The sequence below is a fragment of the Micromonospora sp. CNZ303 genome (genome assembly GCF_004345505.1).
The window spans coordinates 61818-79240 of record NZ_SLVT01000016.1; the positions used below are offsets into that span (position 1 = coordinate 61818).

Here is a 17423-nt window from a genome sequence, read left to right on the forward strand (position 1 = left end):
AAGTGTCTGCGCAGGCTGAAGTTACCGCCGAGTAAATGACGGGTCAACGGCCGGTGGGGGCTCGTTGAGGCGGTATCTGCCAAATGCGGCCAAAGTGAAAAACCGCTGCGGTTTCCGACCGTGGCGTCGGGTGTCCGGCCGGGAGACCGGGTCGCCGTCAGGGCAGGGTGGCGGCCTCGCCGGTCGGCGCGCACGGCGCGGTCGTGCCCGGGCCGTCGGCCGGGCGTGCCAGTCGCGTCGCCCGGGCCGCGTCGGCGGTGCCGAGGAAGGGCGCGGTGGCCGCGTAGGTGAGCACCGGCAGCAGCTGGGGCAGTTCCGTCGCCCGGCCCTGCGCCACCCGGCTGCGCACGGTGGCGTGGATCCCGCCGACCACTGTGGACACCAGCGTCTCCCGGTCCACGTCCGCCGCCGGGCCGGGGCCGGCGTCGGCGAAGAACCGGCGGAAGCTGCCGAGCAGGGCGTCGCGCTCCCGGCGGGCGTCCGGGCCGGCCGCGTCCACCTCGACGAGCGCCATCCGGGCGAAGGCGGGCACGCTCGCCAGCACCTCCAGCAGGGTGCGCAGGGCGGCGCGGGCGGCGTCCGACCACGTCGGCCCGGCCTCGCGGTAGGCGCTCTCCATGAGCTGCGACAGCACGGCGACGCCGTGCCGGTACGCGGCGAGGAAGGCGTCCTCCTTGCCGCTGAAGAGGGCGTAGAAGGCCGGTCGGGTCACCCCGGCGGCGTGGCAGATGTCGGTGACCCGGGCGTTGTCGTAGCCCTTCGTCGCCACCTCCCGCACGAGCCCGTCGAAGAGGCGGTCGCGCTGGGTCGCGGCCACCGCCTCGGCGGAGAGCCGGCGCGGGCCACGTTTGATCGCGCGGTCGGGGTCGCGACCGGGGCGTGCGCCCGGCAGGGGCGCCGGGTGCGGGCGGCGCTGCGTGGTCAACGTGCCTGCCTCTCCATTCATTGACTTTACGACCCTCCGGGGTTTATAACTTGCTGCACGCTCAGTTGGGATCCCATCACCATGGGTGATCTTCCGGATGGTCACCCGTCGACTCATCGAAGGAGGGCTCGGTGGTTGCCATTATCGCGGAACCGGAGCCCCCTCCCAAGGCCGGAAAGACGCAGGTGACGCCGCTGCGCCGCGGCGCGCCACGCCGGCCTTCCCGCTGACGTCGCCGCACCACCACCACCGCCACCGCCGTCCGGCCCCGACGGCCGCCCGGCACCCCCACCGCCGTCCATGACGCGACGGCCCCCGGTCGCCACGCGGGCACCCCCCGCCCGCGCGAGTCGACCTCCCCCGTCCCGCGAAAGGAAGAACCATGCTCAGGTACGGACGAATCGGCGTGGGTCTCACCACCCTCGCGCTGCTGACCGGCCTCGCCGCCGCCCCGGGCTCCGCCGCAACTCCGCGCTCCGCCACCCCGGCACCGTTCGCCAACAACGTGCTGACCTACCCGACGCCGGGCGGCACCGCCGTCGCCGTCAACGACGTGATCCGGGCCAGCCTCAGGACCGGCACCAACGCCACCTTCTACTCCTCCGCCTCGGGCACCACCGGCGTGAAGTGCGCCGCGTCCAGCTTCAGCGCCAAGGTGCTGAGCAACCCGGCGGCCCCGGGCACCGCCACCGAGAGCCTGACCGCCCAGTCCTTCACCAACTGCACCACCAACGTCATCGGCACCACCGGGGTGCAGAGCGTGACCGTGCAGAACCTGCCGTACGCCACCTCGGTCACCAGCGCCGGCGTGGTCAGGATCAGCGGCACGGCGACGGCGCCGATCCAGAGCACCGTCGTGCTGAACTCGCTGCTCGGCGCGATCACCTGCGTCTACCGGACCAGCACCAACAGCCTGACCGGCACGGCGACCAACGCCGACAACTCGATCACCTTCACCAACCAGACGCTGACGAAGTTCTCCGGCCCCAGCCTCTGCTTCGGCACGGCGTACTTCTCCGCGGCGTACTCGCCCGTGCAGGACGCCAGCAAGGGCAACGCCCCCGTCTACGTCAACTGATCGCGGTCCACGGGGCCGGCGCGCGGCGATCCGTCGTGCGTCGGCTCCCGGCCGTGCGCCAATCAGCCGTCGCCCAGCGCCGTGTGCAGGGCCCGCACGGACCGGATGGCCGAGCGGATCTCCTGGAGGTAGCGACCCGGGGTGAGCGCCGGCTCGGGCAGCCCGGCCAGGTCGGGCAGGGCCGGGTCGACGCCGACGGTCTCGATCGCGCAGCCGTACGGCACGGCGAGGGTGCGCAGCGCGTCGCAGTGCTGGAACGGCACGTAGATCGGTGCGGTCACCATCAGCACCGCGTCGCCCGCGCGCAGGCGGACGTGCTCGGCCCAGAACCGCTGGGTGTCGGCGGTGTGCGCGCGCCGCCGCGCGGGATCGCCGGACGGGGCGGCCAGTACGCGCACCGGCGGGCCGCCCGCGGGCCGGTACGTGCGCGACGACCAGGAGCGGTGCGGGTGGTCGGCGTCGTGGCCGTCCTCCTCGGCCGGGACGGCCACCGCGAACTCCCGCCGCACCGCCGCGTCCAGCGCCGCCACCTCGGTGTCGCAGGGCGGGACGCCAGCCACCTCCAGGGCCCGGCACTCCGCGTCCGACAGCGGGCGGAAGCTGCCCAGCACCGCCACCTCGCCGTCGACCCGGGTGCCGCCGCGCAGCAGGTGCGCCGCGTACGCGACCCGGCGCTGGCAGGCGTGCGCCAACCCGCCGAGCACGACCAGGTGGGCGTACCGCGAGCGGGCCGGCGCCGCCGGACGCACCATGCCGAGCGCGGCGGCGGTGGCGAGCACCAGCCGCGCGGTGGCCGCGTCGACGGCCGGTTCCCGGGCGTCCGGCCGCTCCCGGCCACCCCGGAAGTCCCAGTGCCGGGCGGAGAAGTCGTCGAGGCCGGCCAGCACTGCTGCCACGTCCCCGTCCGGCCACGTGCCGCCAAAGTGCCCGACGAGGTCGCGCAGCGGCCCCGGGCCCACCCAGGCCCGTACGCCGGCCGCGATCGCCTCGACGCTCGTGCCCGCCGCGCCGGTCGGCAGCGCCGGCGCCCCACGTGGCGCTTCCTCACCGGTCCGCACCGCCGGATCGTACCGGCGGCCGGGTGCCCGGGCGGCGCACACCGGGCCGGGCGACGACGGTGTGGGCGGTCCCGGTGCCGCGCCACTTACCGACCCTTGTCCCCGTCGCCGTCTGGTGGCAGCGTGCGGTTACCGCGAACGCCGCTGAGAGGTGCGACGATGACCACCGACGATCTGCTGGCCCGGCACCGGGCCGTGCTCCCGTCCTGGATGCCGCTCTACTACGACGAGCCGATCGAGCTGGTCTCCGGCTCCGGCCGCCGGGTCACCGACGCCCGGGGCCGCACCTACCTCGACTTCTTCGGCGGCGTGCTGACCAACATGATCGGCTACGACGTCCCGGAGATCCGGGAGGCCGTCGAGCGGCAGCTGCGCACCGGCATCGTGCACAGCTCCACCCTCTACCTGATCCGGCAGCAGGTCGAACTGGCCGAGAAGGTCGCCCGGCTCTCCGGCATCCCCGACGCGCGGGTCTTCTTCACCAACTCGGGCACGGAGGCGAACGAGGCGGCGCTGCTGGTCGCCACCAACCACCGCCGCTCGCACCAGATCCTCGCCGTGCGCAACAGCTACCACGGCCGGTCGTACGCGGCGATGGGGGTGACCGGCAACCGGGGCTGGTCGGCCAGCGCGCTCAACCCGCTCCAGGTGGCCTGGTTGCACTCCGGCGAGCGGCTGCGCGGCCTGCTGGCCCGGCTGGGCGAGGCCGAACGGGTCGAGGCGGCCGTGGAGGACCTGCACGAGGTGCTCGCCACCCAGACCGCCGGCGACGTGGCCTGCCTGATCGCCGAGCCGATCCAGGGCGTGGGCGGCTTCGTGCACCCGCCGGACGGGCTCTTCGCCGCCTGGAAGAAGGTCCTCGATGAGCACGGCATCCTGTTCGTCTGCGACGAGGTGCAGACCGGCTGGGGGCGCACCGGGGAGCACTTCTGGGGCTACCAGGCGCACGGCGTGACCCCGGACCTGCTCACCTTCGCCAAGGGCATCGGCAACGGCTTCGCCCTGGCCGGCGTGGTCGGCCGCGCGGACGTGCTGGAGTCGGTGCCGGGGATCAGCTTCTCCACCTTCGGCGGCAACCCGGTCTCGACGGCCGCCGGCAACGCGGTGCTCGACTACCTGCTCGACCACGACCTCCAGGCCAACGCGGCCCGCACCGGCGCGATCCTCGCCGACGGGCTGCGCGCCGCCGTGGGCGGTCTCGACGGCGTCGCGGAGGTACGCGGCAAGGGGCTGATGCTCGGCGTCGAGTTCGTCCGGCCGGGCACCGCCGAGCCGGACCCGGCGCTGACCGGCCGGGTCTTCGAGGCGTGCCGGGCCGGCGGGCTGCTCACCGGCAAGGGCGGCCTGTACGGCAACGTGCTGCGGATGGGCCCGCCACTGACGCTGACCGAGGACGAGGCCCACGAGGGCCTGGCCATCCTGGTCGACGCGATCCGTTCCTGCGTGGCGGCGGAGGTGGCGGCGTGAGCGCGGCGGAGCAGGGCGTGGACGTGATCGGCCACTTCGTCGACGGCAAGCCGTTCAGCGGCTCGTCCGGCCGGCACGGGGACGTCTTCGACCCGGCGACCGGTCGGCGTACCGCCCAGGTGGAGCTGGCCTCGGCGGCGGACGTCGCGGTCGCGGTGGAGGCCGCCGGGCGCGCGGCCCGGTCCTGGCGCGACGCGTCGCTGGCGAGGCGGACGGCCGTGCTGTTCGCCTTCCGGGAACTGGTGCACGCGCGGCGGGACCGGCTCGCCGAGGTGATCACCGCCGAGCACGGCAAGGTGCTCGCCGACGCCGCCGGCGAGGTGCAGCGCGGCCTGGAGATCATCGAGTACGCCTGCGGCATCCCCTCGGCGCTGCGCGGCGGGTTCAGCGAGAACGTCTCCACCGAGGTCGACTCGTACAGCCTGCGGCAGCCGCTGGGCGTGGTCGCGGTGATCTCCCCGTTCAACTTCCCGGCGATGGTGCCGCTGTGGTTCCTGCCGATCGCGGTGGCCTGCGGCAACGCGGTGGTGCTCAAGCCGAGCGAGAAGGACCCGAGCGCGGCGCTGCTGCTGGCCGATTGGTTCGCCGAGGCCGGCCTGCCCGACGGGGTGCTCAACGTGGTCAACGGCGACGCCGAGGCCGTGGACGCGCTGCTGGACCACCCGGGCGTGAAGGCGGTGTCGTTCGTCGGCTCGACCCCGGTCGCCCGGCACGTCCACCAGCGCGGCACCGCCGCCGGCAAGCGGGTGCAGGCGTTGGGCGGGGCGAAGAACCACATGGTGGTGCTCCCCGACGCCGACCTGGACCTGGCGGCCGACGCGGCGGTCAACGCGGGGTTCGGCTCGGCGGGGGAGCGGTGCATGGCGATCTCGGCCCTGGTCGCGGTGGAGCCGGTCGCCGACGCCCTGGTCGCCCGGATCGCCGAGCGGATGGGCCGGCTGCGCACCGGCGACGGCCGGCGTGGCTGCGACATGGGCCCGCTGGTCACCGCCGCGCACGCCGCCCGGGTGCGCGCGTACGTCGAGGCGGGGGTGGCCGCCGGCGCGGTGCCGGTGGTGGACGGCCGCGACGTCGAGCCGGACGGGGACCCGAACGGGTTCTGGCTGGGCCCGACGCTCTTCGACCGCGTCACCCCGGACATGTCGATCTACACCGACGAGATCTTCGGCCCGGTGCTCGGCGTGCTGCGGGTCGGCTCGTACGACGAGGCGGTGGAGCTGGTCAACGCCAACCCGTACGGCAACGGCACGGCGATCTTCACCAACGACGGCGGTGCGGCCCGGCGCTACCAGCACGAGGTGGAGGTCGGCATGGTCGGCGTCAACGTGCCGATCCCGGTGCCGATGGCGTACTACTCCTTCGGCGGCTGGAAGGCCTCGCTCTTCGGCGACCTGCACGCGCACGGCGAGGACGGGGTGCGCTTCTTCACCCGGGGCAAGGTGGTCACCAGCCGCTGGCTGGACCCCCGGCACGGCGGGGTCAACCTCGGCTTCCCCACCCAGACCTGAGCAGGCGCAGGGTGCCGGCCCCGGCCAGGTACGCCACCAGCGCCGCCGCCGGCAGCCCCAGCGGCTCGGGCGCCGCCCTCGGCGTCTGGGCGTTGACCACCAGGGCGTACACCACGGCGGCGAAACCGGCGGCGGTGAGCGCGCTGCGCACGGTGGCCCGCCACCCGCCGCCGGCCGGCGCGCGGCCCGACGCGGTCCCGCCGCCGGCCGGCCGGCCCTGCCCGGCGCGGCCGGCGCGGCCGGTGCGGGCCTCGACGGGGCCGAAGACGGCGACCAGGGCGGCCAGCACCACGGTCAGCATCAGCACCCACGGCACCCGCCAGGCCAGCCAGGCTGCCGACCCCGCGGCCGGGGTCGGCAGCCTCCCGGCCGCGTCCAGCGCGCCGACCAGCAGGATCGCGGCGGTGAGGTGCCAGAGGAAGACGGTGAGCACGACGGCGTTCACCGCGATCACCGCCTGCCACGGGCGGGGGCGGCGCAGCCAGCGCTCCGCCGGGTCGCGCAGCAGCAGGATCAGCCCGAACTGGGCGGCGGTCAGCGTCAGCAGGGCCAGGCTGGGCGGGGCGGCGTTGTCCAGCCGCTCACCCGGGACGTTGAGCATGCTCACCGGGTACGGTCCGACGGTGGTCAGTAGCACCGTCGCGGCCAGGCCGCCCAGCAGGGCCGCCGCGCCCGCGCGCCGCGACAGCGGCAGCCGGCGTCGGCGTGGCCGGTCGCGCGCGGACGCGGGGCGCGGCGGATGCCCGCCCGCCGCGTCCGGGCGGGCGTCGTGACGCCCGGCGTCGGCGTCGCGCCAGGCGATGCCGAGCTGGTGCACGGCCAGCCAGCCGAGGACGTAGTTCGGCAGCGCCAGCTCCGCCGGGCCCAGCGCCCGCCCTACGTCGCCGGCGACGACCAGCGCGGCCAGCGCCGCCGGCACGAGCAGGCCGAAGCGCCGGTGCAGGGCGAGCATCGCCGGGGTCAGCGGCACCACGATCAGGTAGGCGGCGAGGAACCAGAGCGGGATCGTGGCGAACCAGGCGACGGTACGCACCAGCGTCGCCCCGACACCGAGGAACGACGCGAGCGCGGCGCCGCCGGCGATCACCAGCAGCAGCGCGGTCGTCGGGCGCAGCAGCCGGGCGCCCCGGTCCAGCAGCCACGCGGTGGCGTCGACGCCGGCGGCCCGGCGGGCGGCCAGCGAGGCGGCGTTGGCGTACCCGCCGACCAGGAAGAAGACCGGCATGACCTGGGCGACCCAGGTGAGCGGGTACGCCCACGGCAGGTCGGGCAGCGCCGAGCGCCCCGTCGGCCGGCCGGCGGCGTCCTCGCCGATCGCGGCGACCGCCCAGTGGCCGAGAACGACCATGCCGATCGCGAGCGCCCGGAGCAGGTCGACGTAACGTTGCCGACCAGCGGGGGTGCGCGCGGCGAGTTGCCGCAGGCGGCGCATGGCCCCGAGGGTACGTCAGGCGTGGACTGGCCGCTGCTGATAACGGTTCGGTCCCCGGGGGTTGAAGTCCGCGCCCTCCTGCCGTAGAAATTCTTCAGCAACATATTGCGAACTGAAGACAAATTCCCCCTGCGCCTCGTGCGGCGGTCACCATCCCCCATCCGGCGACCGCCCGGACCGATCCGAGGAGAGACCATGAACAGGCGTGACATCCTGCGGCGCACCGCCGCCGCCGGCCTCCTGGCCACCCCCGCCGCCGGCCTGCTGACCGGCTGCGCCACGGGCGGCGGTGACGACGACAAGGGCGACGCCGGCACCTACAAGGGCACCAAGAGCGAGCAGAACCCGCTCGGTGTCAAGGAGGACGCGCCCCTCGAGGTGGTGATCTTCAACGGCGGCTTCGGCGAGGAGTACGCGAAGGCCCACGAGGCCATGTACACCGAGAAGTACCCGAAGGCGAAGATCAACCACTCGGCGACGCAGGAGATCGCGAAGACCCTCCAGCCGCGCTTCGTCGACAACACCCCGCCGGACGTGGTCAACAACTCCGGCGCCAACCAGATCGACTTCAACGGCCTGGTGTCGCAGAACGCCATCGCCGACCTGGGCGAGCTGCTGGCCGCCCCGAGCCTCGACATCCCGGGCAAGACGGTCAAGGACACCCTGCTGCCGGGCGCCGTCGAGGTCGGCTCGTACGACGGCAAGTTCCTGGTGATGAACTACACCTACACCGTCTACGGCATCTGGCACTCCACCAAGCTCTTCACCGAGCGCAAGTGGGAGTACGCCAAGACCTGGGACGAGCACATCGCGCTGTGCAAGCAGATCAAGGCCGCGGGCATCGCCCCCTGGACGTACGCGGGTGCGCACCCGCGCTACATGAGCTGGCCGGTCATCTCGACCGCCATCAAGTTCGGCGGCCCCTCGGTCGCCACGGCGATCGACAACCTGGAGCCCAACGCCTGGAAGTCCGACGCGATGAAGACCGCGGCCGACGCCTGGCACCAGATCGTCAAGGACAAGTTCATCCTGGAGGGCTCGCCCGGCCTCGACCACAAGCAGTCGCAGACCGCGTGGTGCCAGGGCAAGGCGGCCTTCATCTCCTGCGGTTCCTGGCTGGAGAGCGAGCAGAAGGACGTCACGCCGGCCGGGTTCAACATGACCATCCAGCCGACCCCGAGTCTGGGCAGCGGCGACAAGCTGCCGTTCGAGGCCGTCCGGGGCACCGCCGGCGAGCCGTTCATGGTCCCGGCGAAGGCCAAGAACGTCGCCGGCGGCCTGGAGTTCTTCCGGGTCATGCTCTCCAAGAAGGGCGCGCAGGACTTCACCAAGAAGGTCTCCAGCCTGACCGTGGTGGCCGGTGCCAGCGAGGGCGTCGAGCTGCCGTTCGGGCTGAACACGGTCGTCAAGGCGCTGGAGGCCTCCGGCAGCAACGGCTTCAACTGGGTCTACAACAACTACTACCGCAAGCTGGAGCGCAACCTGATCGACGCCGCGTGCGGCGAGTTCTTCAGCGGGCGGATCGGCCCGGCGGAGTTCCTCGACCAGTGCCAGAAGGGCGCGGACTCGATCGCCCAGGACAGCTCGATCAAGAAGTACAAGCGGGCCGCCTGACACCCCGGCTGGTGGGGGCGGGGCCGACCGCCCCGCCCCCACCGGGCCGCCGCTGAAGAGGTAGGACCTCATCGTGAGACATGGCAAGTACCCGCTGATCGTCACCTTCCTGGTGCCGCCGGTGCTGCTCTACGTCATCTTCGTCGTGTCGCCGTACCTGCAGGCGTTCCAGATCTCCACCACCGACTGGCTCGGCTACTCGGCCGACGCCAACTCGGTCGGGCTGGCGAACTTCAAGACGCTCTGGAACGACGACTACGTCTGGAACGCGTTGAAGAACAACGCGATCCTGCTGGCGCTGGTTCCGGTGCTGACGATCGTGCTCGGCCTCTTCTTCGCCGCCATGCTCAACATGGGCGGGCGCAAGGGCCGGGCGGGGGTCAGCGGGGTGCGCGGCTCGTCGTTCTACCGCACGGTCTACTTCTTCCCGCAGGTGCTCTCCGTGGTGATCATCGCGCTGCTGTGGAAGGAGGTCTACCACCCGAACAAGGGCCTGCTCACCAGCGCCCTGAACAGCGTCGGTCTGGGCGCGCCCACCTGGCTGGGGGATCCGCGGACCGCCTTCTGGTGCGTGCTCGCCGTGATGATCTGGAGCAACGTCGGCTTCTACGTGGTGCTCTTCGGCGCGGCCATGTCGGCCATCCCCAAGGAGATCTACGAGGCGGTCATGCTCGACGGCGCCTCCCGGCTGACCACGCTGTGGAAGGTGACCATCCCGCTGCTCTGGGACACCGTCCAGGTCGCCTGGGTCTACCTGGCCATCTTCGCCCTGGACGGGTTCATCCTGGTGCAGTTGATGACCAACGGCGGTCCCAACTTCTCCACCGACGTCATCGGCGTACGGATGTACGACACGGCGTTCGGCAGCGAGACCAAGTTCGGCTACGCCTCGGCGATCGGCGTGGTGATGTTCTTCCTGACCCTCACGGTGGCGGTGCTGGCGCTGCGGGCCAGCAAGCGAGACAGGATCGAGTACTCGTGACGACTCTGGACAAGCCCGCGTCCGTGGCGCTGCCCGACGAGCCTTCCGGCCCCGCCGACCGCCCGGTACGCCGCGAACTCGGCGTCGCCAACGTGCTGTCGCACGGCTTCCTGCTGTTCTGGGGTGCGCTGACCGTACTGCCGCTGCTCTGGATGTTCATCAGCTCGTTCAAGAGCAACGCGGAGATCCTGGCCGACCCGTGGTCGCTGCCCGGCGCGCTGCGCTTCGACAACTGGTCGCGCGCGTGGAGCGGGGCGCACATCGGCCAGTACTTCCTGAACAGTCTGGTGGTGGTCGCGGGCTCGGTCACCCTGACCATGCTGATGGGCGCCACCGCCGCGTACGTCTTCGCGCGCTACGAGTTCCGGGGCAAGCAGGTCGTCTACTACCTGTTCGTCGGCGGGCTGATGTTCCCCGTCTTCCTCGCCCTGGTGCCGCTGTTCTTCGTGGTGCGCAACGCCGGCCTGTTCGGCACCTGGACCGGGCTGATCCTGGTGTACGCGGCCTACTCGCTGCCGTTCACGGTGTTCTTCCTGACCGCCTTCTTCCGCACCCTGCCCACGGCCGTAGCGGAGGCGGCACTGGTCGACGGCTGCGGTCACTTCCGGCTCTTCTTCCAGGTGATGCTGCCGATGGCGCGTCCGGGACTGATCAGTGTCGCGATCTTCAACTTCCTCAGCCACTGGAACCAGTTCCTGCTGCCCCAGGTGCTCATGCAGGGCGACGAGTCCAAGTGGGTGCTCGCCCAGGGGCTCGCCGCGCTCTCCGTCAACCAGGGCTACGCCGGCGACTACGCGCAGCTCTTCGCCGGCCTCACCATCGCGGTGGTCCCGGTACTACTGGTCTACATCCTCTTCCAGCGCCAGGTCCAGTCCGGCCTGACCGCCGGCCAGCTCAAGTAGTCGCGTCCGCTACCGATCATCCTGTCGGGGCGTCGGGGCGTCGGGAGCGGTTCGTCCGCCTCGTCGTCCGATCGCCCTTGACGGACGGGCAGGGAGGGCGGCGGTCGGGACAAGCTCGCTGTCGAGCTGCCCCATCCATCGGACCACCACGCCGTCCCGCCGGACCCGCCACTCCCCAGAGCCGCCGCCCTTGAAAGCCGGCCGCAGCCCATGAACCGGGCCTCCTGGGACGGCGTCGGGCCGGTCAGTCGGTCGGTGGCACCAGGAGGGCGTGCAGGGCGACGGGGTCGGTCACCTCGGGCAGGGTCCGGGCGGCGAGCCAGGCCGCCGCGGCCGCGCCGTCGCCCGCCGAGTGCAGCGGCGCGGCCGGCCACCGCCGAGCGACCTCGGCCCGGACCGCCGAGGCGAGCGGGGTGTCGCCGGTCAGCAGACCGCCGCCGAGCACGATGGGGGAGGTGTCGCCGGCCGGGCGGATCCGCGCCGCGCTCTCCGCCAGGTGCGCGGCGGCCTCGTCGATGAGCCCACGGGCGACCGGCTCGCCGTCGACGGCGGCGGCGACCACGAGGGGCGCGAGCCGGGCCAGTTCCACGGGGGGCCGCCGGGTCACCACCTGGACGAGGGCGTCAACGGTGTCCCGGGGGCGGGTCGCCACCTCGGCGGAGCCGAGCAGTTCGATGAGCACCCCGGTCGCCAGCCGGCCCGGTGCGTGCCCCCGGTCGAGGTCGGCCAGCAGCCGGCGGACCGCCTCCCGGCCCAGCCAGAAGCCCGAGCCCGCGTCGCCGAGCAGCCAGCCGTGACCGTCGGCCACCCGGTCCAGCCGCATCTCGCTGACTCTGGCGGCGATCGCCCCGGTGCCGGCGATGAGCACGGTGCCCTCGGGGCTCGCGGTGCCCGAGGCGTACGCGACCAGCGCGTCGCCGTGCACGGCGTAGGGGCAGCGCAGGCCGGCGTCGTGCCAGGCCCGGTCGAAGGCGTCGCGGCCCGCCGGATCGGCGAGCAGCCGGCCCGCCCCGGCCAGCCCGATCGTGCCGCCACGCACCCGGGCGGGTTCGACGCCGGTGAGCGCCTCCCGCAGGGCGGCCAGGAGTTCGCCCGCCGCCCGTTCGGCACCGTGGCTGGTGGGGTTTCCGCCGCCCGCCCGGCCGCTGCCCAGCCGCCGCCCGTCGAGGGTCAGGGCGGTCGCCCGCGTGGACGTACCCCCGACGTCGAGACCGACCACGACGCTGCCGGACATCCGCACCCACCTCTCGATCGACGCCGCGTTCATGCTGGTCGGCCCGGCGGCGGGGGGCAAGGGGCGGACAGGCTCGGGAGCCGTGCGCCAGGTAACAGTTTGAAAACTTCGCCCGCAGTCTTGACACGGAGGGGCCTTTAGTAAGAACTTTTACCACTAACAGTTAACACTCTTTTCCGAAAGGTGCCCCATGGTTGATCACGAGGTGGACACCTCCGCGGGGACCGCGGTGGTCGACGCCGGCACGGTCGACCGGCGGGGTGCGCTCGGGGTCGGCTCCGACGGCGTGCTGGCGCGGGTCCGGGCCGGCGCGGGCGAGCTGACGGGGGCACTGCGCCGCGTCGCCGAGCACGTGCTCAGCGACCCGGAGGCCGCCGCCCGGGCGACCATCGTGGAGTTGGCCGAGCGAAGCGGCACCTCCCCGGCGACGATCACCCGGTTCTGCCGGGCGATGGGCTTCGAGGGCTACGCCGACCTGCGACTCGGCATCGCCGCGGAGACCGGCCGGGCCCGCTCGGCGGGCTGGACCGTCGACATCGGCCGCGAGATCCAACCCAGCGACCCCCTCTCCCGGGTCCTCGACCAGATCATGGCCGCCGACACCCGCGCCATGCACGACACCGCCGCGCTGCTCGACCTCGCCGAGGTGGAACGGGCCGCCGTCGCCATCGCCGGGGCATCCAGAGTGAACATCTTCGGGGCCAGCGGCAGCGCCCTGGTCGGCGAGGAGATGCAGTTCAGCCTGCACCGCATCGGGGTGGCGGCCTGGGCCTGGAACGACGTGCACGAGGGCCTCGCCAGCGCGGCCCTGCTGCGCCAGGGCGACGTGGCGCTCGGCATCTCGCACACCGGCCAGACCCGGGAGACCATCGAGATGCTCGCCGAGGCGGGCAGCCGGGGCGCGACCACCGTGGCGCTGACCGGGTTCCCGCGCTCGCCCCTGGCCGAGTTGGCCGACATCGTGCTGCTCACCGCCAGCCAGGCCACCACCTTCCGCCCCGACGCGCTCTCCGCCCGGCACCCGCAGCTGGTCGTGCTCGACCTGCTCTACATCGCCGTCGCCCAGCGCACCCACGACCGCGCCCACGCGGCCTTCCGGCGTACCGCCCAGGCCGTCGACGGGCACAAGGCCGCGAAGGGGGCCACCGCATGATCAGCGCCCAGGGGTACGCCGACGCCGTCCGCCCGGTGCTCGACCGGCTCGTCGACGCCAGCGCCGACGCGATCGGCGCCGCCGCCGACCTGATCGCCACCAGCCTGCGCGCCGGCGGGGTGCTCCAGGCGTTCGGTGCCGGCCACTCCGAGGCGTTCGCCGCGGAACTGGTCGCCCGGGCCGGCGGGCTGGTGCCCACCAACCGGCTCTCCCTGCACGACCTGGTGCTGCACGGCGACGCCCCGCGCGACGTGCTCGCCGACCCGAAGCTGGAGCGCGATCCCACGGTCGCCCACCAGCTCTACGAGCTGGCCGCCCCACAGCCGCGGGACGTGTTCGTGGTGGCGTCGCAGTCCGGCATCAACGGCTCGGTGGTCGAGCTGGCGACGCTGGTCACCGGACGCGGCCACCCGCTGATCGCGGTCACCTCGGTCGCGCACACCGCACGGGTCGCCCCGCGGCACCCGTCCGGCCGGCGCCTCGCCGACCTCGCCGACGTCGTGCTGGACAACGGCGCGCCGTACGGCGACGCACTGCTGCCGCTCGAGGGCGGCGGCGCGGTCTGTGCGGTCTCCTCGGTCACCGCGGCGCTGCTGGCGCAGCTGCTGACCGCCGAGGTCGTACGACGGTTCCACCAGGCCGGGGAGGTACCCCCTATCTACCTCTCCGCCAACGTCCCCGGCGGGGACGAGCACAACCACGCCCTCGAGTCGCGGTACGCCGGGCGCCTCCGGCGGACCGCCTGACCCGAACACACAAGGAGAGACGACGATGTCGATTACCCCCGACAACCCGGCCGACCTGAGCCGCCGGACCGTGCTGCGCCGGGCCGCCGCGGTGGGCCTGCTCGCCACCCCGGCCGCCGGCCTGCTGAGCGCCTGCGCGACCAGCGGCGGCGACGAGAAGAACGAGCAGGCCGCCGGCGGCACCAAGAGCGCCACCAACCCGCTCGGTGTCCCCGAGGACGTCCCGATCGAGGTGGTCATCTTCAACGGTGGCTACGGCGAGAAGTACGCCACCGACGTGCACCAGCCGCTGTACAAGAAGGCGTTCCCGAAGGCCGAGGTCAAGCACCAGTCGACCCAGGCCGTCTCCACCGTCCTCCAGCCGCGGTTCGCCTCGGGCAACCCGCCGGAGTTCGTCAACAACTCCGGCGAGAAGCTGATGGACTTCGGCGCCCTGGTCGCCGACGGTCAGCTCCAGGACCTCACCGAGCTGTGGGACGCCCCGTCGGTCGACGACCCGAACAAGAAGGTCCGCGACACCGTGGTGCCGGGCACCGTCGACGTCGGCTCCTTCAACGGCAAGCCGTACGTCCTGTACTACGTCTCCACCGTCTTCGGCATCTGGTACTCGGGCAAGCTGTTCAAGGACAACGGCTGGGCGCCGGCGAAGGACTGGTCCGAGTTCACCGCCCTGCTCGACAAGATCAAGGCCAAGGGCATCACCCCGTACGGCTACGCCGGAGCGAACGCCGCGTACTACCAGTGGAACGTGATCCTCACCCACGCGGCGAAGATCGGCGGCACCGACGTGCTGAAGAACATCGACAACCTGGAGGACGGCGCCTGGCAGCAGGACGCGGTCAAGCAGGCCGCCGCGGCGTGGGCCGAGATCGGCGCCAAGTACGTCGACAAGAGCTTCGAGGGGCTCAAGCACACCGACGTGCAGCTGCGGCAGAACCAGTACAAGCTGGCGTTCTACCCCAGCGGCGACTGGCTGGAGGGCGAGCAGAAGAAGGACACGCCGTCCGGTTTCGAGTACCAGCTGATGCCGGTGCCGAGCCTGTCCGCCTCGGACAAGTTGCCGGCGACGGCGCTGCGGGCGACCGCCGGTGAGGGCTACTTCGTCTCGGCCAAGAGCAAGAACCCCAAGGGCGGCCTGGAGTACATGCGCCAGATGCTCTCGGTGGCCGGCGCGAAGGGCTTCACCGAGGTGGTCAAGGCCCCGACCGTGGTCACCGCCGGCTCGGAGGGCTTCGCCTTCCCGCCCGGCGTGGCCAGCTCGCAGGCCGCGCTCAAGGCCGCCGGCCAGGACGTGTTCAACATCTACTTCGACGGCTGGTACAAGGAGCTCGACACGGAGGTCCGCACGGCCACCAACGAGCTGATGTTCGGCCGGATCAAGGCGGACGCCTTCGTGGAGCGCATCCAGAAGCGGGCCGACGCGATCAAGAAGGACAGCTCCATCACCAAGTTCAAGCGCTGATCGGGGCGTGGGGGTCATGCGGCACGGCAAGTATCCGTTCGTGATCGGGTTCCTCTTCGTTCCCGTCACGCTGTACGTCGTCTTCGTCATCGCGCCGTACGCGCAGGCGTTCCAGATCTCGATGACCAACTGGCGGGGGCTCTCCGCACCGCAGTGGGTGGGCTTCGACAACTACCGGAGGTTGTTCGACGACGTCAACTTCTGGAAGGCCGTCCAGCACCACGGCGTACTGCTGCTTGCCCTGCCGCTGATCACCATCGCCATCGCGCTGTTCTTCTCCTTCCTGCTCAACGTGGGCGGAAAGAGCAGCGGCGGGCAGCGCCAGGGGGTCTGGGGGTCGAAGTTCTACCGGGTGGTGTTCTTCTTCCCCCAGGTCCTGGCGGTGGCCATCATCGCGGTGCTGTTCCAGATGGTCTACCGGCCCAACGAGTCCGGCCTGATCAACGGCGTGCTGATGAAGCTCGGCTTCGACCCGGTGCTCTTCCTGGTCCGGCCGAACCTGGCGCTCTGGTCGATCATCGGCGTGCTGGTCTGGCAGGCGGTCGGCTTCTACGTGGTGCTCTTCTCGGCGGGCATGGCCTCCATCCCCGGCGAGATCTACGAGGCGGCCGAGGTGGACGGGGCGAGCCGGGTGACGCTCTTCTTCCGGGTCACCCTGCCGCTGCTCTGGGACACCCTCCAGGTCGCCTGGGTCTACCTGGGCATCGCCGCCTTCGACGCGTTCGCCATCGTCTCGGTGCTCTCGGTGGACGGTGGCGGCCCGGACGGCGCCACCACCGTCCTGGCCATGGAGATCTACCGCAACGCGTTCGTCTACTCGAAGTACGGCTACGCCTCCGCCATGGGCGTGGCGCTGTTCTTCCTCACCCTCACGTTCGCGGCGCTGACGCTGCGGCTGACCAAGCGGGAAAGCGTGGAGTACTGATGAACCCGCAGACGACGCTGCCGCCGACACCGGCGGCGCTACCGCCGAAGACCGTGAAGCCGGGCGCCGCGGGCGGGCGCGGAGGCAGAGGCAGGCGCTCGGAGGTACGGCTCTTCGCCAACCTCGGGCACGTGGCGCTCGCCGTGTGGGCGGTCATCGTGATCGTGCCGATCCTCTGGACCTTCCTCGCCTCCTTCAAGAACACCACGGAGATCTTCAGCAGCCCGTGGACCCTGCCGGCCGAGCTGCGCTTCGAGAACTACGCCCGGGCCTGGAACAAGGCGAACGTCGGGCGCTACTTCATCAACAGCGTGATCGTGGTGGCGTGCAGCACCTTCGGCACGATGCTCTTCGGCTCGATGGCCGCGTACGTGCTGGCGCGCTACAAGTTCTGGGGCAACCGGGCGATCTACTACCTGTTCGTCTCGGGGCTCGCGTTCCCGGTGTTCCTCGCCCTCGTGCCGCTCTTCTTCGTCGTGCGCAACCTGGGGCTGCTGGACACCCACACCGGGGTGGTGCTGGTCTACATCGCCTACTCGCTGCCGTTCACGGTGTTCTTCCTGGCCGCGTTCTTCAAGACGCTGCCATCCTCGGTGGCCGAGGCCGGGATGATCGACGGCTGCTCGCACACCCGGCTGTTCTTCCAGGTGATGCTGCCGATGGCGAAGCCGGGCCTGATCAGCGTCGGGATCTTCAACATCATCGGCCAGTGGGGGCAGTACCAGTTGCCGCTCGTGCTGCTCTCCAACGCCAAGGACAAGTGGGTGCTCACCCAGGGCATCGCCGACATCTCGGTCAACGCCGGCTACGAGGCCGACTGGTCCGGCCTCTTCGCCGCCCTCACCATCGCCATCCTCCCGATGATCGTCGTGTACGCGATCTTCCAGCGGCAGATCCAGTCGGGTCTCACCTCCGGCGCGGTGAAGTAGACCCGGGC

General features: G+C 72.0%; 15 protein-coding genes. 11 read left to right on the plus strand and 4 right to left on the minus strand.

Annotated elements, in window-relative coordinates; translation table 11 throughout:
• Positions 1–157 precede the first annotated feature (157 nt).
• Positions 158–925: a TetR/AcrR family transcriptional regulator gene (locus EV374_RS23280; protein ID WP_486485910.1), complete on the minus strand. Its 768-nt coding sequence runs from the start codon at positions 923–925 to the stop codon at positions 158–160.
• Between the two features lie 382 nt (positions 926–1307).
• On the opposite strand from EV374_RS23280, the gene EV374_RS23285 reads away from it, so the two are divergent.
• Entirely contained in the window at positions 1308–2003 is a 696-nt protein-coding gene (locus EV374_RS23285) for a Tat pathway signal sequence domain protein (protein ID WP_132238796.1), read from the plus strand.
• Between the two features lie 62 nt (positions 2004–2065).
• Here the strand turns inward: EV374_RS23285 and EV374_RS23290 are convergent, their stop codons facing one another.
• Positions 2066–3061, minus strand: a complete 996-nt coding sequence (locus tag EV374_RS23290; RefSeq protein WP_486485911.1) for a hypothetical protein — start codon at positions 3059–3061, stop codon at positions 2066–2068.
• 159 nt (positions 3062–3220) lie between these two features.
• Here EV374_RS23290 and EV374_RS23295 point away from each other — a divergent pair, with 159 nt between their 5' ends.
• Together EV374_RS23295 and EV374_RS23300 are read left to right on the plus strand one after the other, a co-directional pair.
• The gene (locus tag EV374_RS23295) at positions 3221–4528 is read left to right on the plus strand and encodes an aspartate aminotransferase family protein (RefSeq protein ID WP_132238798.1); all 1308 of its coding nucleotides are present in this window, start codon (positions 3221–3223) and stop codon (positions 4526–4528) included.
• 17 nt (positions 4529–4545) lie between these two features.
• Positions 4546–6036: a CoA-acylating methylmalonate-semialdehyde dehydrogenase gene (locus EV374_RS23300; RefSeq protein ID WP_132238950.1), complete on the plus strand. Its 1491-nt coding sequence runs from the start codon at positions 4546–4548 to the stop codon at positions 6034–6036.
• Here EV374_RS23300 and EV374_RS23305 read toward each other — a convergent pair.
• On the minus strand, positions 6008–7468 hold the full coding sequence (locus EV374_RS23305; RefSeq protein ID WP_132238800.1) for an acyltransferase family protein: 1461 nt from the start codon (positions 7466–7468) through the stop codon (positions 6008–6010). The two genes, EV374_RS23300 and EV374_RS23305, sit on opposite strands and share 29 nt — an antisense overlap.
• A 195-nt stretch (positions 7469–7663) precedes the next feature.
• Between EV374_RS23305 and ngcE (EV374_RS23310) the strand changes: the two genes are divergently transcribed.
• The 3 genes from ngcE (EV374_RS23310) (at position 7664) to EV374_RS23320 (ending at position 10966) form a co-directional block, all read left to right on the plus strand.
• On the plus strand, positions 7664–9082 hold the full coding sequence (gene ngcE / locus EV374_RS23310) for an N-acetylglucosamine/diacetylchitobiose ABC transporter substrate-binding protein (protein WP_132238802.1): 1419 nt from the start codon (positions 7664–7666) through the stop codon (positions 9080–9082).
• 73 nt (positions 9083–9155) lie between these two features.
• Positions 9156–10064 (plus strand): carbohydrate ABC transporter permease, encoded by a 909-nt coding sequence (locus EV374_RS23315; protein ID WP_101411517.1) that lies wholly within the window; start codon positions 9156–9158, stop codon positions 10062–10064.
• Entirely contained in the window at positions 10061–10966 is a 906-nt protein-coding gene (locus tag EV374_RS23320) for a carbohydrate ABC transporter permease (protein ID WP_132238804.1), read from the plus strand. Before EV374_RS23315 ends, EV374_RS23320 begins: the two co-directional genes overlap by 4 nt.
• A gap of 244 nt (positions 10967–11210) precedes the next feature.
• On the opposite strand, the gene EV374_RS23325 is transcribed toward EV374_RS23320, so the two are convergent.
• Positions 11211–12200 (minus strand): BadF/BadG/BcrA/BcrD ATPase family protein, encoded by a 990-nt coding sequence (locus tag EV374_RS23325; RefSeq protein ID WP_132238806.1) that lies wholly within the window; start codon positions 12198–12200, stop codon positions 11211–11213.
• A gap of 190 nt (positions 12201–12390) precedes the next feature.
• Between EV374_RS23325 and EV374_RS23330 the strand changes: the two genes are divergently transcribed.
• The 5 genes from EV374_RS23330 to EV374_RS23350 are packed head-to-tail and all read left to right on the plus strand — an operon-like array spanning position 12391 to position 17415.
• A complete protein-coding gene (locus EV374_RS23330) occupies positions 12391–13353 on the plus strand; it encodes a MurR/RpiR family transcriptional regulator (RefSeq protein ID WP_132238808.1) in 963 nt (320 codons plus the stop codon).
• The gene (locus EV374_RS23335) at positions 13350–14099 is read left to right on the plus strand and encodes an SIS domain-containing protein (RefSeq protein ID WP_132238810.1); all 750 of its coding nucleotides are present in this window, start codon (positions 13350–13352) and stop codon (positions 14097–14099) included. The genes EV374_RS23330 and EV374_RS23335 overlap by 4 nt, the downstream gene beginning before the upstream one ends.
• A 25-nt stretch (positions 14100–14124) precedes the next feature.
• Positions 14125–15561 (plus strand): N-acetylglucosamine/diacetylchitobiose ABC transporter substrate-binding protein, encoded by a 1437-nt coding sequence (gene ngcE / locus EV374_RS23340; RefSeq protein ID WP_132238812.1) that lies wholly within the window; start codon positions 14125–14127, stop codon positions 15559–15561.
• A gap of 16 nt (positions 15562–15577) precedes the next feature.
• Positions 15578–16486 carry a carbohydrate ABC transporter permease gene (locus tag EV374_RS23345; protein ID WP_132238814.1) on the plus strand — a complete coding sequence of 303 codons (909 nt, stop codon included), beginning with the start codon at positions 15578–15580 and terminating at the stop codon, positions 16484–16486.
• Positions 16486–17415, plus strand: coding sequence for a carbohydrate ABC transporter permease (locus EV374_RS23350; protein ID WP_132238816.1), 930 nt, complete (start codon positions 16486–16488; stop codon positions 17413–17415). Before EV374_RS23345 ends, EV374_RS23350 begins: the two co-directional genes overlap by 1 nt.
• Positions 17416–17423 lie beyond the last annotated feature (8 nt).